Consider the following 21,816-nt stretch of genomic DNA (forward strand, 5'->3'; position numbering starts at 1 on the left):
AAACGAAATCCGGAGCTATTTAGCTCCGGATTTCTTAATCAAATCGATATGCAAAGGTTAAATATCCTTTTATTATAGCCCGGATCCAGGCATTTCAGTAGTGTATTATCCCGATGATGGTATTAGGGAACCATTCATTAAGACAAAAGCTTTTTAGCCATTTCGGAAATGCTTTTTCCGTCTGACTTCCCCGCCAGGGTCTTGGATGCCACACCCATTACTTTTCCGAGGTCCTTAACGGACTCAGCACCGGTTTCGGCAATGATGTTCTTCATTTCAGATTCCAGTTCTTCCGCTGTCAGCTGTTTGGGAAGGAATTCCTCAATAACTTTCATCTGGGCTTCTTCCACTTCGGCAAGGTCATTTCTTCCCTGTGCCGTAAACTGGTCATATGAATCCTTACGCTGCTTCACCATTCTCTGGAGGATGGCAATTTCCTGCTCGGCAGAAACATCAGCTCCTTTGGCTTCTGTTTTCAACAGTAAAATCTGGGATTTTACAGCACGCAGGGAATCAAGGGCCACTTTGTCCTTGGCTCTCATGGCTGTTTTTATGGCTTCGTTGATGGTATTTTCTAAACTCATATTTAGTCATTTGAAAATTTGAAAATAAATTAATTTGGCAATGTAAATTTCCAAATTATTACATTTTCAAATTAATTTAGTCTACATCCTTATTTAAAAATCTGTTCTCCCTGATGTTTACGGAACCGTTATTTTCAGACAGGTAGGTGTTGATGTTCTGTTCTGAGGCATTGTTCCCGTCAATGGAAATGTTTTTTCTCTTGAACGCAGGTACGGATTCGAATTCATTGCTGCTGTCGAAATTCTGGTAGCGTGAATTGAATTCTTTCAGCTTATTTCTCCTTTCCACGATTTTTTCCTGGTCCACAGATTTGTTCACGAAAGTAAATTCGGATTCTTCCGAATGGTGGATCTCGGACCTGATTTCCGCCTGGGGTTCTTCTTTCGGCTGTTGCTGAGGTTTTTCCGATACGTTTAGTTCCGCTTTAGGCTGCCCGAAATCTGTCTTAGGCTCCTCGATCGGTTCGTGAACGAAAAAACTGAATTCTACAGGTTTTTCTTCAGATGAACTGCCGGGTACCGGCTTATTTTTTTTTTCTTCTGTTTCAAATGAGAACGACTGGATCTCAAGGTCATTAGGATCATTGTCGTCATCAAAAGAGAATACGAAAGATCTTTCTCCGGCCTCCTCGTCTTTTCTCCATTCCTGGGCAGGATGGTCTTCCGTTTCTTCATCACGTCCGAAGAACTTTACTTCAGTTTTTACCTCTTCCTCTTCCATGATCATTTTTTTCTCGGTGGAAGTAATGCTGAACTGGGGCATGTCATGATCGTCATCCAGCCTGAAAAGGTTTTTTCCGCTGAAGTCGTGTGAAGATTCAGGAGCCGACTGTCTTTCTTCCCTGGTTTTGAACGGGGATTCCTTAGGGGTTTCAAAAGTATCGTTCAGGCTGATCTTGATCTTTTCCGTTGGTCCGGCAAATTTTTTATGGTCATTGGAGAATCCGGTAGCAATCACCAGTACACTTACAGAATCGCCCAGCTCTTCATCAGAACCTACCCCGAAGATGATGTCTGCGGTATTCCCGGCTTCTTTCTGGATATGATCCATGATCACACCGATTTCATCCATGGTCACTTCTTCCACGCCGCTTCGGATCAGCAGGAGCACGTTTTTGGCACCGGTGATCTTGTTGTCGTTCAGCAACGGAGAATCAAGGGCTTTCTTAACGGCTTCTTCTGCTTTATTTTCGCCTGAAGCAATTCCGGTGGACATCAGGGCCGTTCCGGAGTTCTGAAGCACGGATTTGGCATCCCTGAAGTCAATATTCACATCAAAGTATCCGGTAATTACCTCTGCCATTCCTTTCGCGGCATTGGTAAGCACCTCATCAGCCTTGGAGAATCCCTGCTTAAAGCCCAGGTTCCCGAACTGCTGTCTCAGTTTATCGTTATTGATCACAATCAGTGAATCAACGTTGTTTCTTAATTTGTCGAGGCCGTTTTCTGCCTGTTCCAGCCTTCTTTTTCCTTCAAAGCTGAACGGAACGGTTACGATCCCTACGGTAAGGATGCCCATATCTTTGGCCACTTTGGCAATAACAGGCGCTGCCCCGGTACCGGTACCACCGCCCATACCGGCAGTAATGAATACCATCTTGGTATTCTGCCCCATGGCAGCCTTGATATCTTCGATGCTTTCGATGGCTGATTTTTCCCCTACTTCAGGATCTGCCCCTGCACCCAGGCCTTCGGTAATGGTAGTTCCCAGCTGAACCTTGTTGGCAACCGGGTTATTGTCCAGGGTCTGTGCATCTGTATTGCATACCACGAAATCCACTCCGTGGATTCCTTTCTCGTACATGTGTTTGAGGGCGTTGTTCCCACCGCCTCCGACACCGATAACTTTTATAATGGATGAATTTCCTTTTGGCAAGTCAAATGAAAACCCCTGTGTCCCTAAATTTTCCATAATTACAATTTTTTTAACAATTGATTATTATTCACTGATGAATGACCGCTTACCGCCCTTAGCATGAAGAAAAATCACCGATCAGTTATCATTTATATTTTTACTCTACTTCTTCAAAGAATTTTTTTACTTTTTCCATCAGCGACTGTCCGAACGTAAGCTTTGACTTCTTATGATCAAACTGCTCGCTTCTCATATGCTGCTCATGGACAGGCTGTTGTTCCTGTTCAGCTACCTGCGGGATTTCAACAGGGGCAACAGGAGTTTCCGGCTGTTGTTCTTCCTCTTCAGGCTCCTGTGCAGCGGCATTCTGCTTCTTGTCACGGATCTTCAAACTTTCCATCAGCAGGCCGATAGAAGTAGCAAATTCCGGGCCTTTAAGATACTGATTTTTATCGTTCGCAATATATTCATTTGCAAAACCTATTCTGCTGTCGAATCCGGTGGTATAATTGGCCAGCTGACGCAGGTGTTTCAGGTTGGAACCCCCGCCTGTAAGGACGATGCCGGCAATCAGTTTCTTTTTCTGCTCAAAGGCGCCGTATGCCTTAAGTTCGGTATTCACCATTTCCAGGATTTCCTCCACTCTTGCATTGATGATCTGGGCAAGAGTCTTCAGGGAAATTTCCTTGTCCGGCCTTCCGTGAAGCCCGGGAATGGTAACATAGGTACTGTCCTTTTCAAGTTCCGGAACGGCTGATCCGAATTTTACCTTCAGCTGGTCGGCATGCTTTTCTATGATGGAGCAGCCTTCCTTGATATCTTCGGTAATAATTCCTCCTCCGTAAGGAATAACACAGGTATGGCGGATGATGTTGTCTTTGAAGATGGCAATATCCGTTGTTCCTCCTCCGATGTCCACGATGGCCACACCGGCTTCCTTCTCTTCTTTGGTCAGAACGGATTCTGAAGAGGCCAGCGGCTCCAGGGTAAGGGCTTCCATTTCCAGGCCGGCTTCCCGCACACATCGTGCGATATTACGGATGCTTCCCATCTGGCCTACCACAACGTGGAAGTTGGCTTCCAGGCGTTTTCCGTGCATGCCAATAGGTTCCTGAATCTCCCCTTCGGAATCTACTTTGTACTCTTGTGGAAGTACATGGATAATTTCTTCTCCAGGAAGCATGACCAGCTTTTTCACCTGATCTTTCAGTGCTTCAATGTCATCATCTGTAATAAACTTATCCGGATGTTCACGCATAATATAATCAGAGTGCTGCAGGGAGCGGATATGCTTTCCCGCAATACCTACCGTTACTTTACGGATAGGGACTCCAGCGCTGGACTGTGCTTCAGCCACGGCAGCTTTGATTGAATTAATGGTTTGCGAAATATTATTCACAATACCTTTGTGAACACCAAGACTCTTTGCCTTCCCGACACCGAGAACTTCTATTTTCCCGTGTGCATTCCTCCTTCCGACAATCGCGACAATCTTCGTTGTCCCGATGTCCAGACCTACTGAATACTCTTGATTTTCCATTTTTTATATCGATTTGATTTTTTTATTCTTTGTTCTATTCTATTTTTATTTTAGCCTTGGTTTTCGGCTTTGCCGCTTCCTTCTTTTTTGTTTTCTTCGGCTGTTCCTTTGCTTTTGCTTTCTGCTTTGCTGCAGTTTTGGTTTTGGCGGGCTGTGAGGGCTTCCTGTCTGCCGTTTTAGGCTTTGCTTCGGTTTTCTTTTCCGTATGCGGCATCGTAACCGGAACCTTGGCCAGCTCCATCTTACCCGCTTTCAGGATGCTGTCGTTTTCCTTGAAGTAAGGATTCAGCGTGGTGACGATCTGGTTCTGGTATTTCACGGAAACCATGCTGTATTTTTCAGGGTCCTGATACACGAGGTACTTCTCCACAAACGTTTTAAACCCTTTTACCTTAAACTCGATATGGTCCAGATCCCCGATTTCCACCTTATAATTCCCTTCGCTGGTAAGAAGATAATAATTTTCTTTAATTTTTGAGATACCGATAAAGAATTTTTTACTGAAATCATCTTTGTCGATCTTTTCCACCAGCTCAGCCAGCTCCCTGTATTCATCAGGCTTCACATCGCCGGTAACCAGCATGGAAGGATGGGAGTAGGTTTTGGAGATCGGAAACTCCACCCCTTTCTCATCAACATAAAAATCCCTTCCGTTCGTATTGAGCCTGAAAACCGGTACCCTCTGCCTGATATCCAGGTTCAGCTTCCCGTTCAGATTCAGGTACACATTCGCACTGTCTACAGCAGGCAGCGCCTTGATTTTCTGTTCCAGAACCGGAATGTTGAGGTCACCAACTTTCCCGGATGGGTTTTCCTTTTTTACAATAGCCAGGATATCTTTTTCATCGATGAAATATACCGGCGTCTTTTCACTCAGTTTTACAGAAATCTTGTTATCCGTAATCTTCTGACTGCTGAACCTTTTCAGTGAAAAGCTCAGCAGGAACCCCAGAATGATCACTGTGACCGCAATTTTTAATATTCTGTATTTATTTTTCATAATCGCTGTACGGTTGTATACTGTACAATGTATTTCTTTTATTTACTCATTACTATTATTATCCTGCACTCTGTACAGAAGCATTCATCCACTCACAGACAGGATCGTACAGGGTATCGATATTCCCGGCACCTATCGTAAGGAGGATGTCAAATTCTTTTTCCTTTATCCTGCCGAATGCATCCCCTAAAGAAGATACCTCCTTCTTATCCAGGGTTACTTTTTCCAACAGCCATTCAGAGGTGATGCCTTCAAAGTTTTCCTGGAGCTCCCTTGCCGGGTAAATGTCCAGCAGGATCAGCTCATCCGGCTGGCTCAGGCTTTCTGCAAATCCGTCTGCAAAATCCCTGGTACGGCTGAACAGGTGCGGCTGAAAGACCACCAGCAGCTTTTTATCCGGGTAAAATGTCTTTACCGATCCCAGTACGGCATTGATTTCCGTGGGATGATGGGCATAATCATCAATGTAAATCTTACCGTTCTGATAAATATGTTTTGTATACCTTCTTTTAATGCCTTTAAAGCTGGCAATGGCTTTTTTCAGCGTTCCGAAATCCACGCCTAAATGATGAAGTATGGCTAATGCCACGGTAGCATTTTCCACATTATGGATCCCCGGAATTTCCCAGACAAAATCCTGTACGGTTTCCTCCGGTGTATGGAAGTCAAAATAAATCTTATCATGTTCCATGCGCAGGTTATCAGAAAAATAATCTGCTTTTTCGTTCACGGCATACGTCCGGTGGTCCCGTCCTATTTCAATGCCTTTCCTTACAAAAAGCTGTCTGTCATCCGGTACCAGAGCGGCAAACTGCCTGAAACCTTCTTCAATGGTATCTTTGTCCCCGTAAATATCCAGGTGGTCTGCATCCGTAGAGGTGATTACAGCCCAGTCGGGGGAGAGGTTCAGGAAACTCCTGTCATATTCATCAGCTTCCACTACGGAGTACTGGCTGCCGTTATACAGGAAGTTGGACCGGAAATTTTCAGAAATTCCGCCCAGAAAACAGGAGAACGGAAGGTCAGCTTCTCTACAAAGGTGCGAGACCAATGTAGAAGTAGTGGTCTTGCCATGGGTACCGGCCACAGCGATGCAGTCTGTATTTTCTGTGATCAGGCCTAAGACTTTGGCTCTTTTTTTAACCTCGAAACCATGGGCACTGAAGTAATCCAGGATACCCAGCATTTTAATTGCCGGGGTATAGATGACCAGGGTCTGATCCTGATCAAGGTCAGTGATCCTTTCGTCGATCAGATCTTCAAAAACAATATCGATTCCTTCCTCCATCAGCTGCCGGGTCAGTTTGGTATTGGTTTTATCGTACCCGAGAACTTTTTTGCCGGAAGCATGGAAATAGCGTGCCAGAGCAGACATGCCGATGCCTCCAATCCCGACGAAGTAAAAATTCTGATATGTTTCTAATCTGTTCATTTATTCTGTTTGTATTATTGTATTATGTAAAATGTATTCACGTACTTTATGATGGCATACTCTATACTTTTACAGCCTACTTTTACAGTTTCTTTATTATTTCTTCCACAATCTCCTTGGCTGCATCCGGCTTGGCAAAATACTGCAGGTTTTGAGACATCTCTCTTCTTAATGCTTCATCTTCGCAGATTTCTGAAAGGGTACTCCAGAACTTTTCCTGCATTTCGGAATCTCTTACCATTCTTGCGGCATTCTTTTCCACCAGCGTCATGGCATTTTTGGTCTGATGGTCTTCCGCTGCAAAAGGGAAGGGCACCAACAGGACCGGTTTCCGGGCTACTGCCAGTTCTGAAATGGCAATGGCTCCGGCTCTGGAAACAATGATATCCGCTGCCGAATAGGCGGTTTCCATATCTTTGATGAATTCAAGGATGCGGATGTTATCGCCAGCTATATTTTTGGTCTCTTCCGCAATTTCTTTGTAATCCAGCTTTCCCGTTTGCCAGATCAGCTGGTAGTCTTTGCTGATGATGTCCTTCAGATGGGCTTTCCAGGCATTGTTCAGGGTCCTAGATCCTAAGGATCCGCCTACGGAAAGGATGGTTAGCTGATCAGGATTCAGTCCCATTTCCTGTTTGGCTGCCGCCGTATCTTTCATTCCGGATACAATGGTGGACCGGATAGGATTTCCCAGGAAGTGTATCTTTTCTGCCGGAAAACCTTCCACTTTCGGGTAGGCTGTAAATACCGCTCTGGCTTTCTTGCTTAAAATTTTGTTGGTTACTCCTGCATGGGCATTCTGCTCCTGAATAAAAACAGGGATACTAATCTTAGCGGCTTCGTACAGAGCGGGACCGCTGGCAAAGCCTCCCGTACCGATGGCAAGATCCGGGGCAAATTTTTTGATGATCGCCTTGGATCTGGACAGGCTGTTCAGGATTTTAAAAGGCAACCCCAGGTTGGACAACAGGTTGCCCCTGTTGATGCCTGCGATATCAATCCCTTCAATGCTGTAACCGGCCTGCGGGACTTTTTCCATTTCCATTTTCCCGTTGGCCCCGATGAACAGAAAATCTGCATCCGGAAATCTTTTTCGGATCTCATCTGCGATGGCAATGGCCGGGAAGATATGTCCTCCTGTTCCTCCGCCGGATAGCAATACTTTTAGTTTTCTGTTCATAGTATATTCAGGTTCTCCCTGTTTGTTATCTTAATTATGCAATGTCATTGATCTCTGCAATACTCTGTTTTTTTCCCATGCCTTCTTCATCATAGATCTGTATCCTCGAACTGATGTTGAGGATGATTCCCAGCTGCAGGTAGGTCACCAGCATGGAGGTTCCCCCGTAGCTGATGAGCGGCAGCGGCTGCCCGGTGACCGGAATGAGGTTGACTGCCACGGCAATGTTCACCGAAAGCTGTATAAAAATCATCACACCCAGGCTGAGCACCAGCAGCGAGCCGAAAAAGGCCGGCATTTTACTGGCGATCATCACGATCCTGATCATCATAATGAGGTACATGCTGATGAGGAATGCCGCGCCTATCACGCCATATTCTTCCACAATGATGGCAAAGATAAAGTCAGAGGCTGACTGCGGGAGCATTTGCTTCAACGCACTTTTCCCCGGTCCCATTCCTGTAATCCCACCATGTACAATGGCGGCTTTCGCCTGCATGACCTGGTAGTTTTTGGCCTTGACGCTTTCGTCATCCACATCGGCAGATTTGGCCTTGCTGGAAGTAAAGGTCTCTACACGGCTCATCCAGGTATGTACCCTGTTCCCGCCGATCAAGTTGGTATTCAGTGCCACCAGAAGGAACAGTGCGATCGCAACGAAAGAGGATGAAATGAATCCGGCAATATATTTCCAGTGCAGCTGTCCTACGATCAGCACGATAACGGAAACCATGAGGATCATCAGTGCCGTAGAACCGTTGTCTTTGGCGACCAGCACAAAAACGAGGAGGATAGGCCCGAAAATGTACATGATATTCTCTATCGGGAGCCGTTCGCGGGTTATTTTCTTGGTCAGGTACCTGCACAGGTAAATCACCAGCATTAAAAAGGCAAATGACGAAGGCTGGAATGAGATCGGTGTTCCCGGGATCTTCAGCCACCGGGAAGCACTCGCCCCGTCGATGGTCTGTCCGGTAAATATGGTGATAATCAACAGAATAATCATCAGGCCGAGCAGGATGCTGCTGAGCTTTCCGATGTACTCGTATTTTATGGTTCCTACCAGCCTCATGATGACCAGTCCCAGTACCACAAAGAACATGTGTTTGATAACGTGGCCGGTAGTGGTCCCGTTGTTAACGATGTATTCGAGATTTGAACTCGCGGAATATACCGGGAAGATAGAGAAGATGGAAATCACAAGGATCACCATCCAAAGCACTTTATCGCCCTTTAGAAATTCAAATCTGCTTTCTGTGGTCTGTTCGTTCATATACTGTATTCATGTCTGTATGCAAAAAGTATTGATGCGGGAAACCTGATTTCCGGATACCTTTTACACAGGACCATTATTTTAATACCTGCTCTTTAAACTGCCGTCCCCGGTCTTCATAGCTCTTGAATAAGTCAAAGCTCGCACAGCATGGGGACAGTAATACCGTATCGCCTTTTTTGGCCAGTGCCTTTGCAGTCTTCACGGCATCTTCCATGCTTGACGTATCATAGATCATATCCTTTTTATCTTTAAAATAGGAGATAATTTTCTGGTTGTCTATTCCCAGGCAGACAATTGCCTTTACTTTTCTTTTGACAAGATCCTCTATTTCCGAGTAATCATTGCCTTTATCCACACCGCCTACAATCCATACGGTTGGGGTTTTCATGCTTTCCAGGGCATAATAGGTGGCGTTCACATTGGTGGCCTTGCTGTCATTGATGTACTTTACGCCATCCAGCTCGGAAACCATTTCCAGCCTGTGTTCCACGGCCTGGAAGGTCATCAGTGAATTCCTGATGCTTTCATTGTTGATCTCCAGTATTTTACCGGCGATGGACGCTGCCAGGCTATTGGCTACATTGTGGTTTCCGATCAGTGACAAATCATCGATCTTCATCGAGAATTCATCTTGGAGTGTAACCACGATCGTATCTTCGCCTGTTACAAAACCTCCTTCCGGCAGTTGTTCCCGGGTTGAAAAAGGGATCATCTTCGCTTTGATCTCCAGCTTTTCCAGAAGGTTTTTGCTCATTTCGTCATCTTTGTTGTAGATGAAGAAATTATCATTTTCTTGGTTTTCCGCAATCCTGAATTTCGCCAGTGCATATTCTTCGTAATTGTAGTTGTACTGGTCCAGGTGGTCTTTGGAAAGGTTCAGCAGCAGGGAAATATACGGCCTGAAATTCTGGATGTCATCCAACTGGAATGAACTTACTTCCAGCACATAATATTCATGGTCTTCATCTGCTACCTGCTTCGCAAAGCTGTAGCCTATATTTCCGCCCAGGCCTACATTCAGCCCGTCATTTTTCAGGATGTAGTAGATCAGGGAAGTGGTGGTGGTCTTTCCGTTGCTTCCGGTAACGGCGATGATCTTGGCATCGGTGAATTCCGAGGCAAATTCGATCTCAGAAGAAAGCCTGATGCCCTTCTCCTGGATTTTCTGGATCATGTCTGACTTTTTGGGAATCCCCGGGCTTTTGACGATCCAGTCTGCGCCTAAAATCCTTTCTTCGTCGTGGTTTTCTTCCTCAAAATCAATGGCATTGTCCGTAAGAAATTGCTTATAGTGATCCTTAATGGCACCCTTGTCTGAAAGAAAAACTTCCATACCCTGTTTTTTTGCCAAATAAGCAGCACCGCAACCGCTTTCTCCACCTCCTAAAACAACTACTTTCATATTATTTTTTGATTTAATGATTTAAAAATTTAAATGATTCAAAGATTTTTTAAATGTTTAAATACCTCAATTTTTAAATTATTTCTTATCTCATTTTCAATGTGATCAGGCACACAATAGCCAGCATTACCCCAATGATAATCATCCTGTTAACAATTTTGCTCTCATGAAAACCGGTTTTCTGGTAATGATGATGCAGGGGAGACATTTTAAACAGCCGGTTATTCTGGGCATATTCCAGCCCGTATTTCCTTTTTCTGAACTTAAAGACGCCTACCTGAAGCATCACAGAAATATTTTCAATCAGGAAGATCCCGCATAACACCGGAATCATCAGCTCTTTCCTCAGGATGATGGCCAGGACGGCAATAACACCTCCCAGCATCAAGCTTCCCGTATCACCCATGAATACCTGGGCAGGATAAGTATTGTACCAGAAAAACCCGATCACCGCTCCCACCATGGCCACTACAAAAATGGTGGTCTCACCCATATTGGGGAGGAACATGATGTTGAGGTAATCTGCAAAGATGATGTTTCCCGATACATAGGCGAAAAATGCCAGCGCCAGCAGGATGACTGTGCTGGTTCCGGCTGCCAGTCCGTCTATACCATCAGTGATATTGGCTCCGTTGGAAACCGCAGTCACGATGAAGATCACGATCGGGATGAATACGATCCAGGCCCATTCATGCGCATCTTTATCGTTCATCCAGAACAGGATACCGCTGTAATCAAATTCATTATTCTTGGCAAAAGGAACCGTAGAAACGGTAATTTTCTCCGTCGGCATAAAATTCTGCTCCACATTGTTCCGGTTCACTACCTTGGCATCCGAATATTTCCTTTTTACCGTAATATCAGGATGGAAATACATGGTTACACCTACAATCAATCCCAGGCCTACCTGTCCGACCACCTTGAACTTTCCGCTCAGGCCGTCTTTATTTTTCTTGATCTTCTTCAGGTAATCATCAAGGAAACCGATGGCACCCATCCAGATCACCGATACCAGCAGGAGGATGATATACACATTCATGATCCGGGTAAACAGCAATACGGGAATAATGGTGGCCAGGATGATGATGAGGCCTCCCATGGTTGGGGTGCCTTCCTTCTGTTTCTGTCCGTCAAGCCCGAGGTCACGCACCAGTTCACCCATCTGTTTTTTCCTCAGGAAATTGATGATCCTTTTCCCGTATACCAGGGCAATGGTCAGGGAAAACAGCACCGCAATCCCCGCACGGAAGGAAATGTATTTCAGCATTCCCAGTCCGGGAATATGGATCCCGTGGTTGGTGAGATATTCGTATAGGTAGTATAGCATGTTTCCTCTTTAGATTTAAAAATTTAATTATTTAAGCATTTAAAGATCAATGTGTTCTTTTAAATATTTGATGAAGTTGGAGATGTTGGAAGAGATTTCTCTTGACAGGGTGATTATTTGTTCTGCCAATGCTTTGTCTCCTAATTCCAGTCTTCTACTTATGATCATCATACTTCTTACTTCTGCGCAACTGCCTTTAGCAATTTTTAAATATTTAATAAATTGTCTGTTACTGTTATATTCTGAGCCTTCTGCAATATTATTTGATACTGAAAAAGCGGCTCTTTTAATCTGATTGTTAAATTCAAATTCTTTTTCGAAAGATGAATGACCAAGAAATCTGTAAGTCCTTTCAATCAGGTCTAAAGCCTTGATATAAACCGGAAATTCCTCGAAATTTTTTGTCATTACTTAATCTTTTAAATCTTTAAATCATTCAATCTTTGATTCAATCTGTTTATTTACTCATCAGTCTCCACAGTTCATTAATGGTTTCCTTGTCATCGAAATGATGTTTTACGCCATTGATTTCCTGGTAGTTCTCGTGACCTTTGCCGGCAACGAGGACAATATCTTTAGGTTCTGCGAACTTGATCGCCATTTTAATCGCTTCTTTCCGGTCCGGGATCGAAGTGTATTTGCTGAAGTTCTGCGGCTCTACGCCGGCTTCAATATCTTTTATGATCCGGGCCGGGTCTTCAGTCCTCGGATTATCGGACGTGATGATGGCCAGCGTTGATTTCCGGGTTGCAATAGCACCCATTTCAGACCTTTTGGAATGATCACGGTCGCCTCCGCAGCCGAAGACAGTAATCAGCCGTTCATTTTTGGTCCTGATGTCATTGATGCTGTCCAGGATATTTTCCAGGGCATCCGGGGTGTGGGCATAATCGACCACGAAGAAAATACCGCCATCGGATTTAAAGGTTTCAAACCTTCCGGAGACCCTTTTCAGGACGCTGATGGCCTGGAGGATCTCATCCTGTCCGAAGCCCAGCTCGGAAGCGATGCCGAAAACAAGCAGGAGGTTATAGACGTTGAACTTTCCGGTAAGGGTAGTCCAGAATTCTTTCCCGTTGAAGTTCAGCAGCATGCCGTTGAAATCCACTTCAAGAAGACGACCGTGATAATCGGCCATGGTTTTCATGGCATAGGTCTTCTTTACGGCTTTGGTGTTCTGGAGCATTACGCTGCCGTTTTTATCATCGGCGTTGGTGATGGCTACGGCCGTATCCGGCAATCCGTCAAAAAACCGTTTTTTGGTCTTCAGGTATTCATCGAATGTCTTATGATAGTCTAAATGATCGTGGGTAAGATTGGTAAACCCTGCAACGGTAAAATGCAGCCCTTCAATCCTGTTCTGGGCAATGCCATGGGAGCTGACCTCCATGAATGCGAATTCACAGCCTTCTTCCAGGGCTTCTGCCAGGATCCTGTTGATGGTAATGATATCCGGCGTGGTATGGGTGGCCGGGATGATTTTTTCTCCGATCCTTATTTCCACCGTAGACAGCAGTGCGGCTTCATAACCGAGGTTGCTGAATACGTCAAACAGCAGGGTGGAAACCGATGTTTTTCCGTTGGTCCCGGTAACCCCGATGAGCTTCAGCTTTTGTGAAGGGTTTCCGTAAAAGTTGGATGCCAGCTGCCCCAATGCTTTTGAGGAATCTTTCACCTTGATGTAAGTGACTTTTTCATCAAGGTTTTCAGGAAGCTCTTCACATACGATGGCTTCTGCACCTTTTTCAACAGAAGAGCCAATATAGGCGTGGCCGTCTGCCACGGTTCCTCTTACGGCAACATAGAGCGTGCCTGCGGCAGCTTTTCTGCTGTCGAAAACCAATCCGGAGATCTCGCGGTTTTCATCACCGTGAATTTCCAATACCGGAATCCTGCTCAATAATTCTGTTATTACCATTCTATGCTGTGGTCTTTATCTGTTTTAAACTGTTTCGGAAATCTTTATGTTCCGGGTCATTAATTCTGCAGGGATAAATAAATCCTCTGGTTCTTACTTATGGCCGTCCCTTCTGTCGGGAACTGGTCCTTGATCCTTCCTACGCCTTTATAATCTACCCGGTAACCGAGGTTTTCCAGCTGTGGAATTATATTTTTGCCAATCAATCCTACTACGTTGGGCATCCTTTTTCCTTCTACGGTTACTTTCACATTAGGATCAACCATCTTATTCAGATTCACTTTCCTGTCTACCAGCATTTCCTTTTCTATGTTCTGCGGGGTCTTCAGGAAGGTTTTGCCTGCGATTTCCTTAAATACCGGAGCTGCAACGGCTCCTCCGTAAAAACCTATTGAGGTATTGGGCTCGCTGACCATGACATAGCAGGTATATTTGGGATTGTCTGCAGGGTAGAATCCGGCGAATGAAGACCTGTATTTCATAGGTCCGGGAAGCCAGTATTCAAACCTTGCGGTACCGGTTTTCCCGGCCATTTTCAGATTGGGGGTAAAGATGCTTTTTCCGGTCCCTTTTTCTACGGCTTTGGTCAGCGCGTCGGTCATCATTTTGATGGCTTTTTCAGAGGCCATTTTATTGACCATCACTTCAGGCTTGGCCTGATAGATCAGCCTGCCGTCTTTCATGATTTTATCGATGAACAGGGGCTTAAGCATTTTTCCTCCGTTGGCAACCCCGTTATAAAATGTCGTCAGCTGAAGCAGGTTGATGTTGGATGCATATCCGTAACCCAGGGAAGCCAGAGCTGCTGCGTTCCATCTTTTGCTTTCCGGGGTAACGAACCTCGGCTTGGTGATTCCCGGAAGTTCGATATCCATTTTGTCAAACAGTTTCCAGCGCTTTAAGTGGTCCAGGAAGATCTGCGGCTTTTCCGCATAGTATTTGGTGATCAGCTTGGCTGTTCCTACGTTGCTGGATTTGGCGAGCACGTCACTGATGTCGTAGGTGCCTCCGCCGTGTCCGTCGGAAATCCTCTGCTTGGCATATACCCAGACTCCGTTTCCAACTTTAACCGTGGTATTTTCATCGATAAAACCGTCATCCATGGCTGCCAGGAGCGATACGGTCTTAAAGGTGGAGCCCGGTTCTATATTGTCTTTAAGGGCATAATTGTATGAGTCGATGTATTCTCCGGATTCGGTTCTTCTGAGGTTGACCAGTGCGCGTACTTTTCCTGTTGCAACTTCCATAACGATAACCGTTCCGTGTTCGGCTTCAAAATGAAGCAGCTGCTTTTCCAGGGCAGAGTGTGCAATATCCTGTATCCTGAGGTCCAGTGTGGTATACACATCCTGGCCGTCTACAGGTTCCTGTACTTTCCAGTAGTCGATAGGCTTCCACTGGGAGGAATTGATCCTCTGCTCCAGCCTCTTACCGTTGGTTCCGGTCAGGTATTTGGAAAAGGCACCTTCCAGTCCGGAGCTGTATTCGCCGTTATCCATCCCGATGGTTCCGGCACCGATTTCCGAGGTGGCCAGTTCCCTTTTATAGTTTCTGTCGACAATAAACCCGCCTTTGTTTTTTCCTCTCTTAAAGATCGGGAACTTCCTGATGCGGTCATATTCATCGAAATCCAGCCCTTTGACGAGTGCATAATACTGGTTTTTCCTGGCTCTCTGCTCATCGAACCGCTTCCTGAATTCAGCCCGTGGCTTTCCGAACATCTTGCTCAGGGAATCTGTCAGCGCGCCGATGTTGTTGCTGTAGACCGTATCCTTCATGGTTTTGAAATCCAGGTAGATGTCATAGCGCATTACGGTCGTGGCGAGAATAGAGCCGTCTGATGCAAAAAGGTTTCCGCGTGCTGCCTTCAGAGTGGCCTCACGGTAATTTTTATTGATGTAATCATCTTTGATCTCCTGTACATTGGTATTCTGCAGGATGACAATCCTGGCAAGGAACATGACAAACACGCACAAAGCTACCACTGCAAAGAGGTAGCCCCACCGTAACGTTTTCTTACGTTTGTTATCGTATTCATTTTGCTTTTGCATCGGTACTGTCCAGTTTGATTAGCAATTTATGTGGGTGGCTTTCCAGGGTCATCAGCGAATCCCGGGCGACCTCCTTCCCCAACTCCGATTCCATTTTTACTTTGATCAGCTTACTTTGTGCGTAAGCGTTCCTCGATTTGTATTCTTCTGTCTCTTCCTTTAAGGCGTTGACGATCTTTATTTTTTTGTTCACCAGGTGGTTGCTGTAGATCATGGCCATCATCAGCACGAACAGCAGCAGGAAATACTTGTAATGTATCTTGATCTCATCACGGTTCAGGAAATTCCCTTTTATAATGTCTATAAAGGTTAATCTCTTCTGAGGGCGGTATGTTGTTTTCTTTGCCACTGCTTCTGTTTCGTTTAATGATCAATATTCACCATTCACTACTGACGATTCATCATTTTACACTTTGATCCCGGTTCTCATCTTAGCACTTCTTGCTCTTGAGTTTTCTTCAATTTCCTGATCGTCAGGAACGATGGCTTTGCTTTTCAGCAGTTCAAATGCTTTTTTATAGTTTCCGTAAATATCCCTTTCCGGTTCTCCTTCAAACATTCCGTTTTTAAGGAACCTTTTAACGAGGCGGTCTTCCAGGGAGTGGTAGGAAATCACCACCAGCCTGCCGCCAGGCTTTAACACTTTATAGGCCTGCACCAGCATTTCTTTCAGGACTTCCAGCTCCTGGTTTACCTCGATCCGGATGGCCTGGAACAGCTGTGCATAAAATTTATTGACTTTATGCTGAGGAATGTAGCTGAAAAGCTTTTTGAGGTCTTCCGTAGTTTCTATAGCCTTAATCTTTCTGTGGTGTACGATTTCCCTGGCCAGTTTGCGGGCTTCCCTCAGTTCTCCGTAGTAGTAGAAAATATCGGCCAGCTCTTCTTCTTCGTACTGGTTGATCACCTTTCTGGCATCCAGGCTCTGCATCACGTTCATCCTCATGTCCAGCGGGGCATTGCTCCTGGTGGAAAACCCTCTTTCCGCCTCATCAAACTGATGCGAGGATACGCCGAGGTCAGCCAGAATCCCGTCTACCTGGGAAATGCCGTACATCAGCATAGAGTTCTCCAAAAACCTGAAATTCTGATTGATTAAAGTAAACCTGGAATCGTCTAACGTATTGTTCAGGGCATCCAGGTCCTGGTCAAAGCTGAACAGCCGGCCCTTTTCAGAAAGCCTGCTCAGTATCTCGCGTGAATGACCTCCGCCACCGAAGGTACAGTCTATATATATTCCGTCCTGATTCGTCACCAAATCATCAACACTCTGCTTTAACAAAACGGGATTATGATACATACCTCAGTTTGTGTTTTTTATGCCTTTACAGCGGTTATTCCTCATCAAAAGCACTGCCCATTACATCTTCGGCAAGACTTGCAAAATCTTCTTCATTGGTGGATATTACCTGCTCATATGCCGTTTTGTCCCAGATCTCAAACAATTCCCCTGCACTGGTGATCACAATATCTTTCTGAAGATGTGCGAAATTCGTGAGGTCTTTTGATATCTGCAGCCTTCCTGCATTGTCCGTTTCCACTGTTTTTACGCCTGCCGTAAACATTCTGATGAAATCAGCATTCTTTTTAATGAATCGGTTCAGTTTATTAATCTTGCCCATCAGTTTCTCCCACACATTCATAGGATAAACTTCCAGGCAGGGCTGGAACACGGAGCGTTTGATCACAAATGTCTTATTATCAAAGTCTTCCATCTGTTTTATTAAAGAAGAGGGAAGCTTTAACCGACCTTTGTCATCGATCTTGCACTCATATGTTCCAATGAAATTCTTCATTTGGGACAAAATTATATAATAATTTCCAAAATTTCCCACTTTTTCCCACTTTTTGACTTAATGTTAATAAGTTTTGACACAGGGGCTTACTAAGCTGATGATCCGTTGGCCTTCATTTTGTTGGAAGGGTATTATTCGCCTCATAGCAAAAAGCCAATGAAAAAAGACCTCAAGATATAACCAGGTATGTTATTTTTAGTTTAAATTAGAGGGATCAAAATATTTTTGAGGTTTAATTTGTATTTTTGCAAGGCTTAGATTAGCATTATGATATTCAGTACAAAAAAAGAAAAGAAATATACCTTTGTGGAAGCGGGGGAAGGACGGCCATTGGTTCTGTTGCACGGACTGATGGGAGGTTTGAGTAATTTCGACAAGATGGTGGCTTTTTTTTCAGACCGGGGATTCAAAGTATACGTTCCCCAGCTGCCGATCTACGATTTGCCGGTACTCAATACCAATCTCACCACCATTGCAAAATATATCATCCGGTTTATAGAAAGCCATATTTCTGAGCCGGTTTCTATCGTAGGGAATTCCATGGGAGGGCATATCGGCCTTATCCTTACCCTGGCAAGGCCGGACCTGGTTAAGAACCTGGTGCTTACCGGGAGCTCGGGATTGTATGAAAGGACTTTCGGGGACAGCTTTCCGAGAAAAAACGACCGTTCCTACATCAGGAAAAAAACAGAGGAGGTATTCTATGATCCTGCCGTAGCTACGGAAGACCTGGTAGATGAAGTGTTCAATGTGGTTAATGACAGGATGAAAGGCATCAAAACGGTTATGCTGGCCAGAAGTGCCATCAAACACAATATGCTGCATGACCTTCCTAAAATTACCTGTCCTACGTGCCTGATCTGGGGCAAACAGGATAATGTAACGCCTCCCGAAGTCGCGGAGGATATGCATAAGTTCATCCCGAATTCGGATCTTTTCTGGATCGAGCATTGCGGTCACGCTGCGATGATGGAAAAACCGGATGAGTTCAATGAGATCCTCTACAACTGGATAAAAGATAAAGTTTAACAATAACAATATACAACCATTAAGACTTTTCTTAATGGTTTATTTTTCTAAATCATTCAACAATGGTCATTAAAACAGCAACATTTGTCAAAAGCAGCGGAAAGTGGCAGGACTGCCCTGAACCCAATATCCCGGAATATGCTTTTATCGGAAGGTCCAATGTTGGCAAATCATCACTCATCAATGCCATGATGAATCATAAAGACCTGGCCAAGACTTCACAGACGCCCGGTAAAACCCAGCTGATCAACCATTTCCTGGTCAACGAAACCTGGTACCTGACGGATTTACCCGGTTACGGCTACGCAAAAGTGTCCAAGTCTATCCGGAAAGATTTTGAAAAGCTGATCACCAATTACATCCTCAACCGGAGAAACCTGGTGAACCTTTTCGTACTGGTGGACTCCCGCCATTCTCCTCAGAAAATCGACCTGGAATTCATCCAGTGGTGCGGCGAAAGCGGCGTACCGTTTTCTATTGTATTTACCAAAGCAGACAAACTGAAACCGAACGTTGTCATTAAAAATTTAGAGGACTATAAAACGGAGCTGCATAAAACCTGGGAAGACCTGCCGGAACTGTACGTAACTTCAGCAGAGAAAAAGGAAGGTGGTGACGAAATCCTGAAATTTATAGAAAAAACCAATACATTCCTGATTAACAATAAGGTCAGTTTCAATGAGTAATATAATCTGGAAGATCAAAAGTTTTGAAGAGCTCACCGTCCCGGAACTGTATGCCATTATAAAAGCTAGGGTAGATGTATTTGTAGTAGAACAGGATTGCCCTTATCCTGACCTGGATGGCTATGACCAGCAGGCTCTTCATCTGTGGGCTGAGCAAGACGGTGATGTGCTGGCTTACTGCCGCATTTTCAGTAAAGGCATCAAATATGACGAAGCTTCCATCGGAAGGGTACTCACCACAGCGCAGGCAAGAGGAAAAAACCTTGGGAAACAGCTGATCGACTATGCCGTACAGGCTGTTGAAAACCGTTTCCACACTCCGGAAATCCGGATTTCAGCCCAGGACTACCTGCTGAAATTCTACAGCGGCTTCGGGTTTGAAGATACCGGGAAGAAATACCTTGAAGACGATATTCCGCATACAGAAATGATCCGGAAATAAATAAACAGGGAGGTCCGAAACCGGATCTCCCTGTTTGATATAAAGAATGGTATTAGTTTTTGTTGGTAATGGCTTTGTTAATAATGGGTTCCAGATTGGAGGGCAGGTCAGCAGATTTGATCTGATAGCGGGTAATGCCCATATCCTTGAACCAGTTTTCCCAGAATTCTTTGATAACGGCTTCTTCAAAAGGGTTTCCTTTCTCAGGATTGATGCCTAACACAACCACTTCCAGGTTTTTGAGGTTGTCATTGGCTTTTACAAATCCCAGATTGCCTTTCTGAATCTGCTCTTTAAAATCTGAGTTATTAAGTTTCAGAGATTGTATCAGCTTTGATGTAAGGTACGAGGTTTTTGTTGTTTCAGAGAACTTGGAATCTTCATGATACATATAGCCGTCTGTCAGGATGAAGAGAATATTCCTGTGGTCGTCTTTGATGCAGTAATCTTTCACTTTATTCTTAAAGAACTCCCAGATATCCGATCCGACATAACTTCCGTCCTTAATTGCTGATTCGTAAATCCCGACAGGCAGAGTAGAGTAGTTTTTAGCCATCATATCCATATTATCCTCAGATGTGTTTTTATCAAATGAGATCTTCAGCTGTTTGGTCACCTCATTGATTTTAGGATCGGAAGGTTCAGGATTGAAAAATACCTGCATCTGGTCATTGAGGCGGATGACTTTTTTCTTTTCAATATGGCTTAAAAACCCTTTGTTAATCGCTTTGATATATTCGAGGTCACGCTGATAATATTCCATGGTAGGATTAGGATTGGTCACAGGATCTATCCTGTCGGAAAGGTCAATCAGAATGCTGACATTTAAGTCATTTGGGTTTACAATTATTGAATCTTCTTTATCATCTTTCCCATCTTCACCCTCTTTTTCTTTACCACATGAGAATAAAAATAAAACAATAAATAAGTATAGTATTTTTTTCATAAGGTTAAATTTATAAAGCGGAAATATACACAGAGTTCTGGCTTTTCTCATTGGCTCCCACAAGGTCAAGGTTGGTATTGTAGGTCTCAATGCAGCTTTCGATCAATGACTGTTTCTCAGTTTTGGAAACGGCAATCTTTTCACCGATATAGGTGATCCAGCCCTGTACATATTCTGAAGCATACAGCTTATAATCCTTGGTCGGAATGATGACCCCATCAATGATATTCTGAAGCTCTTCAACACGTCCCCTGGTCTTAATCACCAGCTCTTTAACATTGCTGATGGCCGTTGTAATTTCTTCCAGTTCTTTTCTTAGGATACCGATTTTCTCAGTCAGGAATGCAATATTTTTCTTCCGGATTTCCACTTCATTCCTGATCTTATCCCGTTCGCGGTGTTCCTTCATCACAAAATCAAAGACCAGACCCCAGATGATATAGACAATAAAACCGGCAAAGATGATTCCCCAGAACTGGTTTTTACCGAAAGCAATCTTGAGGTCAAAAGGCGGAGTCTGGAAGGTCTTGTTCAGGTCGTACAGCTTGGATTCAATCTCATAGGCCAGGATCACGTCAAATACGAAAGTCACAATGAAGAGCAGTCCCAGTTTGATGTAATTGGTCCTGTTTTTATTTTCACCGAACATATGGATCAGAAAGCCCAACCCTAAAAATACAAACGGAATAAGTATAACAAAGGCACCTTCCAGGAGTCCGTCATTCCATGCTTTGCTCAGGGCTTTGGCATCGAGTACATTCTGGATAATGGTGGTATTGGGATCAAAATCCCTGAAAAATGCTGAATAGGAGGTAGAAATATAAAATGTGAAAAGATACAGGGTGATCGGGATGATAAGAATAAGGCCGATCCAGAATTTAGCCGAAGCTCCCCGGGTAGCTTTCACATTGTACTTCTCAGGATTTCGCGGGAGGTCTATGATTTCTTCATTGAGGGTTTCAATGGTTTTCTGAACGTCTTTTATCTCCTCTTCTTTTTTCCTGAGCTGTTCTTCTTTCGTATCCTGTGAAACGTTGAGGGCTTTGATTTCAGTTTCCCGGTTTTTCTGTTCATTTACATAAGATTCTTTCAGCTTGCCCTGCTTTTCCTCCATCTCTTTTTCTTCATTCTGAAATTTGGAATAGACGGCATCCAGGCATATCGAAAGGGTAGAGTGGTTTCCGAAGGTTCTTGCACTGTCTCTGTAGCCGGCTTCGTGGTAGGTTCTTTTCCTGCTCTCTTCAGAAGATTCTCCATCCTGCGCCGGTTTTTCCTCAGCTACATCCGGTTCTTCCGAAGCAATAACGGGCAGCGATTTCAGCTTAAATAAGTTTTTAATATTTGTTGTCATA

The 21,816-nt window shown here is 44.4% G+C and carries 20 protein-coding genes; 3 read left to right on the forward strand and 17 right to left on the reverse strand.

What is annotated here, in order from left to right; genetic code table 11:
* Window positions 1-137 precede the first annotated feature (137 nt).
* The 15 genes from CGB83_RS13120 to mraZ form a co-directional block, all read right to left on the reverse strand.
* Window positions 138-584, reverse strand: a complete 447-nt coding sequence (locus CGB83_RS13120) for a GatB/YqeY domain-containing protein (RefSeq protein WP_100076195.1) — start codon at window positions 582-584, stop codon at window positions 138-140.
* A gap of 76 nt (window positions 585-660) precedes the next feature.
* Window positions 661-2,496, reverse strand: a complete 1,836-nt coding sequence (gene ftsZ, locus CGB83_RS13125) for a cell division protein FtsZ (RefSeq protein ID WP_100076196.1) — start codon at window positions 2,494-2,496, stop codon at window positions 661-663.
* Between the two features lie 100 nt (window positions 2,497-2,596).
* Window positions 2,597-3,979, reverse strand: coding sequence for a cell division protein FtsA (ftsA, locus tag CGB83_RS13130; RefSeq protein WP_100076197.1), 1,383 nt, complete (start codon window positions 3,977-3,979; stop codon window positions 2,597-2,599).
* A 34-nt stretch (window positions 3,980-4,013) separates the two neighbouring features.
* Entirely contained in the window at window positions 4,014-4,979 is a 966-nt protein-coding gene (locus tag CGB83_RS13135; protein ID WP_172954702.1) for a cell division protein FtsQ/DivIB, read from the reverse strand.
* Between the two features lie 58 nt (window positions 4,980-5,037).
* Complete coding sequence (gene murC, locus CGB83_RS13140; protein WP_100076198.1) at window positions 5,038-6,411, reverse strand: UDP-N-acetylmuramate--L-alanine ligase; 1,374 nt, start codon at window positions 6,409-6,411, stop codon at window positions 5,038-5,040.
* An 82-nt stretch (window positions 6,412-6,493) separates the two neighbouring features.
* A complete protein-coding gene (gene murG, locus CGB83_RS13145) occupies window positions 6,494-7,591 on the reverse strand; it encodes an undecaprenyldiphospho-muramoylpentapeptide beta-N-acetylglucosaminyltransferase (protein WP_100076199.1) in 1,098 nt (365 codons plus the stop codon).
* A 34-nt stretch (window positions 7,592-7,625) separates the two neighbouring features.
* Window positions 7,626-8,864: an FtsW/RodA/SpoVE family cell cycle protein gene (locus tag CGB83_RS13150; RefSeq protein WP_100076200.1), complete on the reverse strand. Its 1,239-nt coding sequence runs from the start codon at window positions 8,862-8,864 to the stop codon at window positions 7,626-7,628.
* A 76-nt stretch (window positions 8,865-8,940) separates the two neighbouring features.
* Window positions 8,941-10,269, reverse strand: coding sequence for a UDP-N-acetylmuramoyl-L-alanine--D-glutamate ligase (murD, locus tag CGB83_RS13155; protein ID WP_100076201.1), 1,329 nt, complete (start codon window positions 10,267-10,269; stop codon window positions 8,941-8,943).
* An 85-nt stretch (window positions 10,270-10,354) separates the two neighbouring features.
* Window positions 10,355-11,596, reverse strand: a complete 1,242-nt coding sequence (gene mraY / locus CGB83_RS13160; RefSeq protein WP_100076202.1) for a phospho-N-acetylmuramoyl-pentapeptide-transferase — start codon at window positions 11,594-11,596, stop codon at window positions 10,355-10,357.
* A gap of 39 nt (window positions 11,597-11,635) precedes the next feature.
* Window positions 11,636-12,004 (reverse strand): four helix bundle protein, encoded by a 369-nt coding sequence (locus tag CGB83_RS13165; RefSeq protein ID WP_100076203.1) that lies wholly within the window; start codon window positions 12,002-12,004, stop codon window positions 11,636-11,638.
* A gap of 49 nt (window positions 12,005-12,053) precedes the next feature.
* The gene (locus CGB83_RS13170; protein ID WP_100076204.1) at window positions 12,054-13,514 is read right to left on the reverse strand and encodes a UDP-N-acetylmuramoyl-L-alanyl-D-glutamate--2,6-diaminopimelate ligase; all 1,461 of its coding nucleotides are present in this window, start codon (window positions 13,512-13,514) and stop codon (window positions 12,054-12,056) included.
* Between the two features lie 59 nt (window positions 13,515-13,573).
* Window positions 13,574-15,565 (reverse strand): penicillin-binding transpeptidase domain-containing protein, encoded by a 1,992-nt coding sequence (locus CGB83_RS13175; RefSeq protein WP_100076205.1) that lies wholly within the window; start codon window positions 15,563-15,565, stop codon window positions 13,574-13,576.
* Window positions 15,549-15,914, reverse strand: coding sequence for an FtsL-like putative cell division protein (locus CGB83_RS13180; RefSeq protein ID WP_100076206.1), 366 nt, complete (start codon window positions 15,912-15,914; stop codon window positions 15,549-15,551). The genes CGB83_RS13175 and CGB83_RS13180 overlap by 17 nt, the downstream gene beginning before the upstream one ends.
* A gap of 57 nt (window positions 15,915-15,971) precedes the next feature.
* Window positions 15,972-16,865 carry a 16S rRNA (cytosine(1402)-N(4))-methyltransferase RsmH gene (gene rsmH / locus CGB83_RS13185; protein ID WP_100076207.1) on the reverse strand — a complete coding sequence of 298 codons (894 nt, stop codon included), beginning with the start codon at window positions 16,863-16,865 and terminating at the stop codon, window positions 15,972-15,974.
* A gap of 34 nt (window positions 16,866-16,899) precedes the next feature.
* Entirely contained in the window at window positions 16,900-17,361 is a 462-nt protein-coding gene (mraZ, locus tag CGB83_RS13190; protein ID WP_100076208.1) for a division/cell wall cluster transcriptional repressor MraZ, read from the reverse strand.
* A 267-nt stretch (window positions 17,362-17,628) separates the two neighbouring features.
* Here mraZ and CGB83_RS13195 point away from each other — a divergent pair, with 267 nt between their 5' ends.
* The 3 genes from CGB83_RS13195 to CGB83_RS13205 all read left to right on the forward strand — a co-directional run bounded on the left by CGB83_RS13195 (window position 17,629) and on the right by CGB83_RS13205 (window position 19,518).
* Window positions 17,629-18,390 (forward strand): alpha/beta fold hydrolase, encoded by a 762-nt coding sequence (locus CGB83_RS13195; RefSeq protein WP_100076209.1) that lies wholly within the window; start codon window positions 17,629-17,631, stop codon window positions 18,388-18,390.
* A 62-nt stretch (window positions 18,391-18,452) separates the two neighbouring features.
* Window positions 18,453-19,076 (forward strand): ribosome biogenesis GTP-binding protein YihA/YsxC, encoded by a 624-nt coding sequence (gene yihA, locus CGB83_RS13200; protein ID WP_100076210.1) that lies wholly within the window; start codon window positions 18,453-18,455, stop codon window positions 19,074-19,076.
* Window positions 19,069-19,518 carry a GNAT family N-acetyltransferase gene (locus CGB83_RS13205; RefSeq protein WP_100076211.1) on the forward strand — a complete coding sequence of 150 codons (450 nt, stop codon included), beginning with the start codon at window positions 19,069-19,071 and terminating at the stop codon, window positions 19,516-19,518. Before yihA ends, CGB83_RS13205 begins: the two co-directional genes overlap by 8 nt.
* Before the next feature lie 52 nt (window positions 19,519-19,570).
* Here the strand turns inward: CGB83_RS13205 and CGB83_RS13210 are convergent, their stop codons facing one another.
* On the reverse strand, window positions 19,571-20,464 hold the full coding sequence (locus tag CGB83_RS13210; protein ID WP_100076212.1) for a hypothetical protein: 894 nt from the start codon (window positions 20,462-20,464) through the stop codon (window positions 19,571-19,573).
* 10 nt (window positions 20,465-20,474) lie between these two features.
* Complete coding sequence (locus CGB83_RS13215) at window positions 20,475-21,815, reverse strand: coiled-coil domain-containing protein (RefSeq protein WP_100076213.1); 1,341 nt, start codon at window positions 21,813-21,815, stop codon at window positions 20,475-20,477.
* Window position 21,816 lies beyond the last annotated feature (1 nt).

It is taken from the genome of Chryseobacterium camelliae (assembly GCF_002770595.1).
GTDB classification, from domain to species: Bacteria; Bacteroidota; Bacteroidia; order Flavobacteriales; family Weeksellaceae; genus Chryseobacterium; species Chryseobacterium camelliae.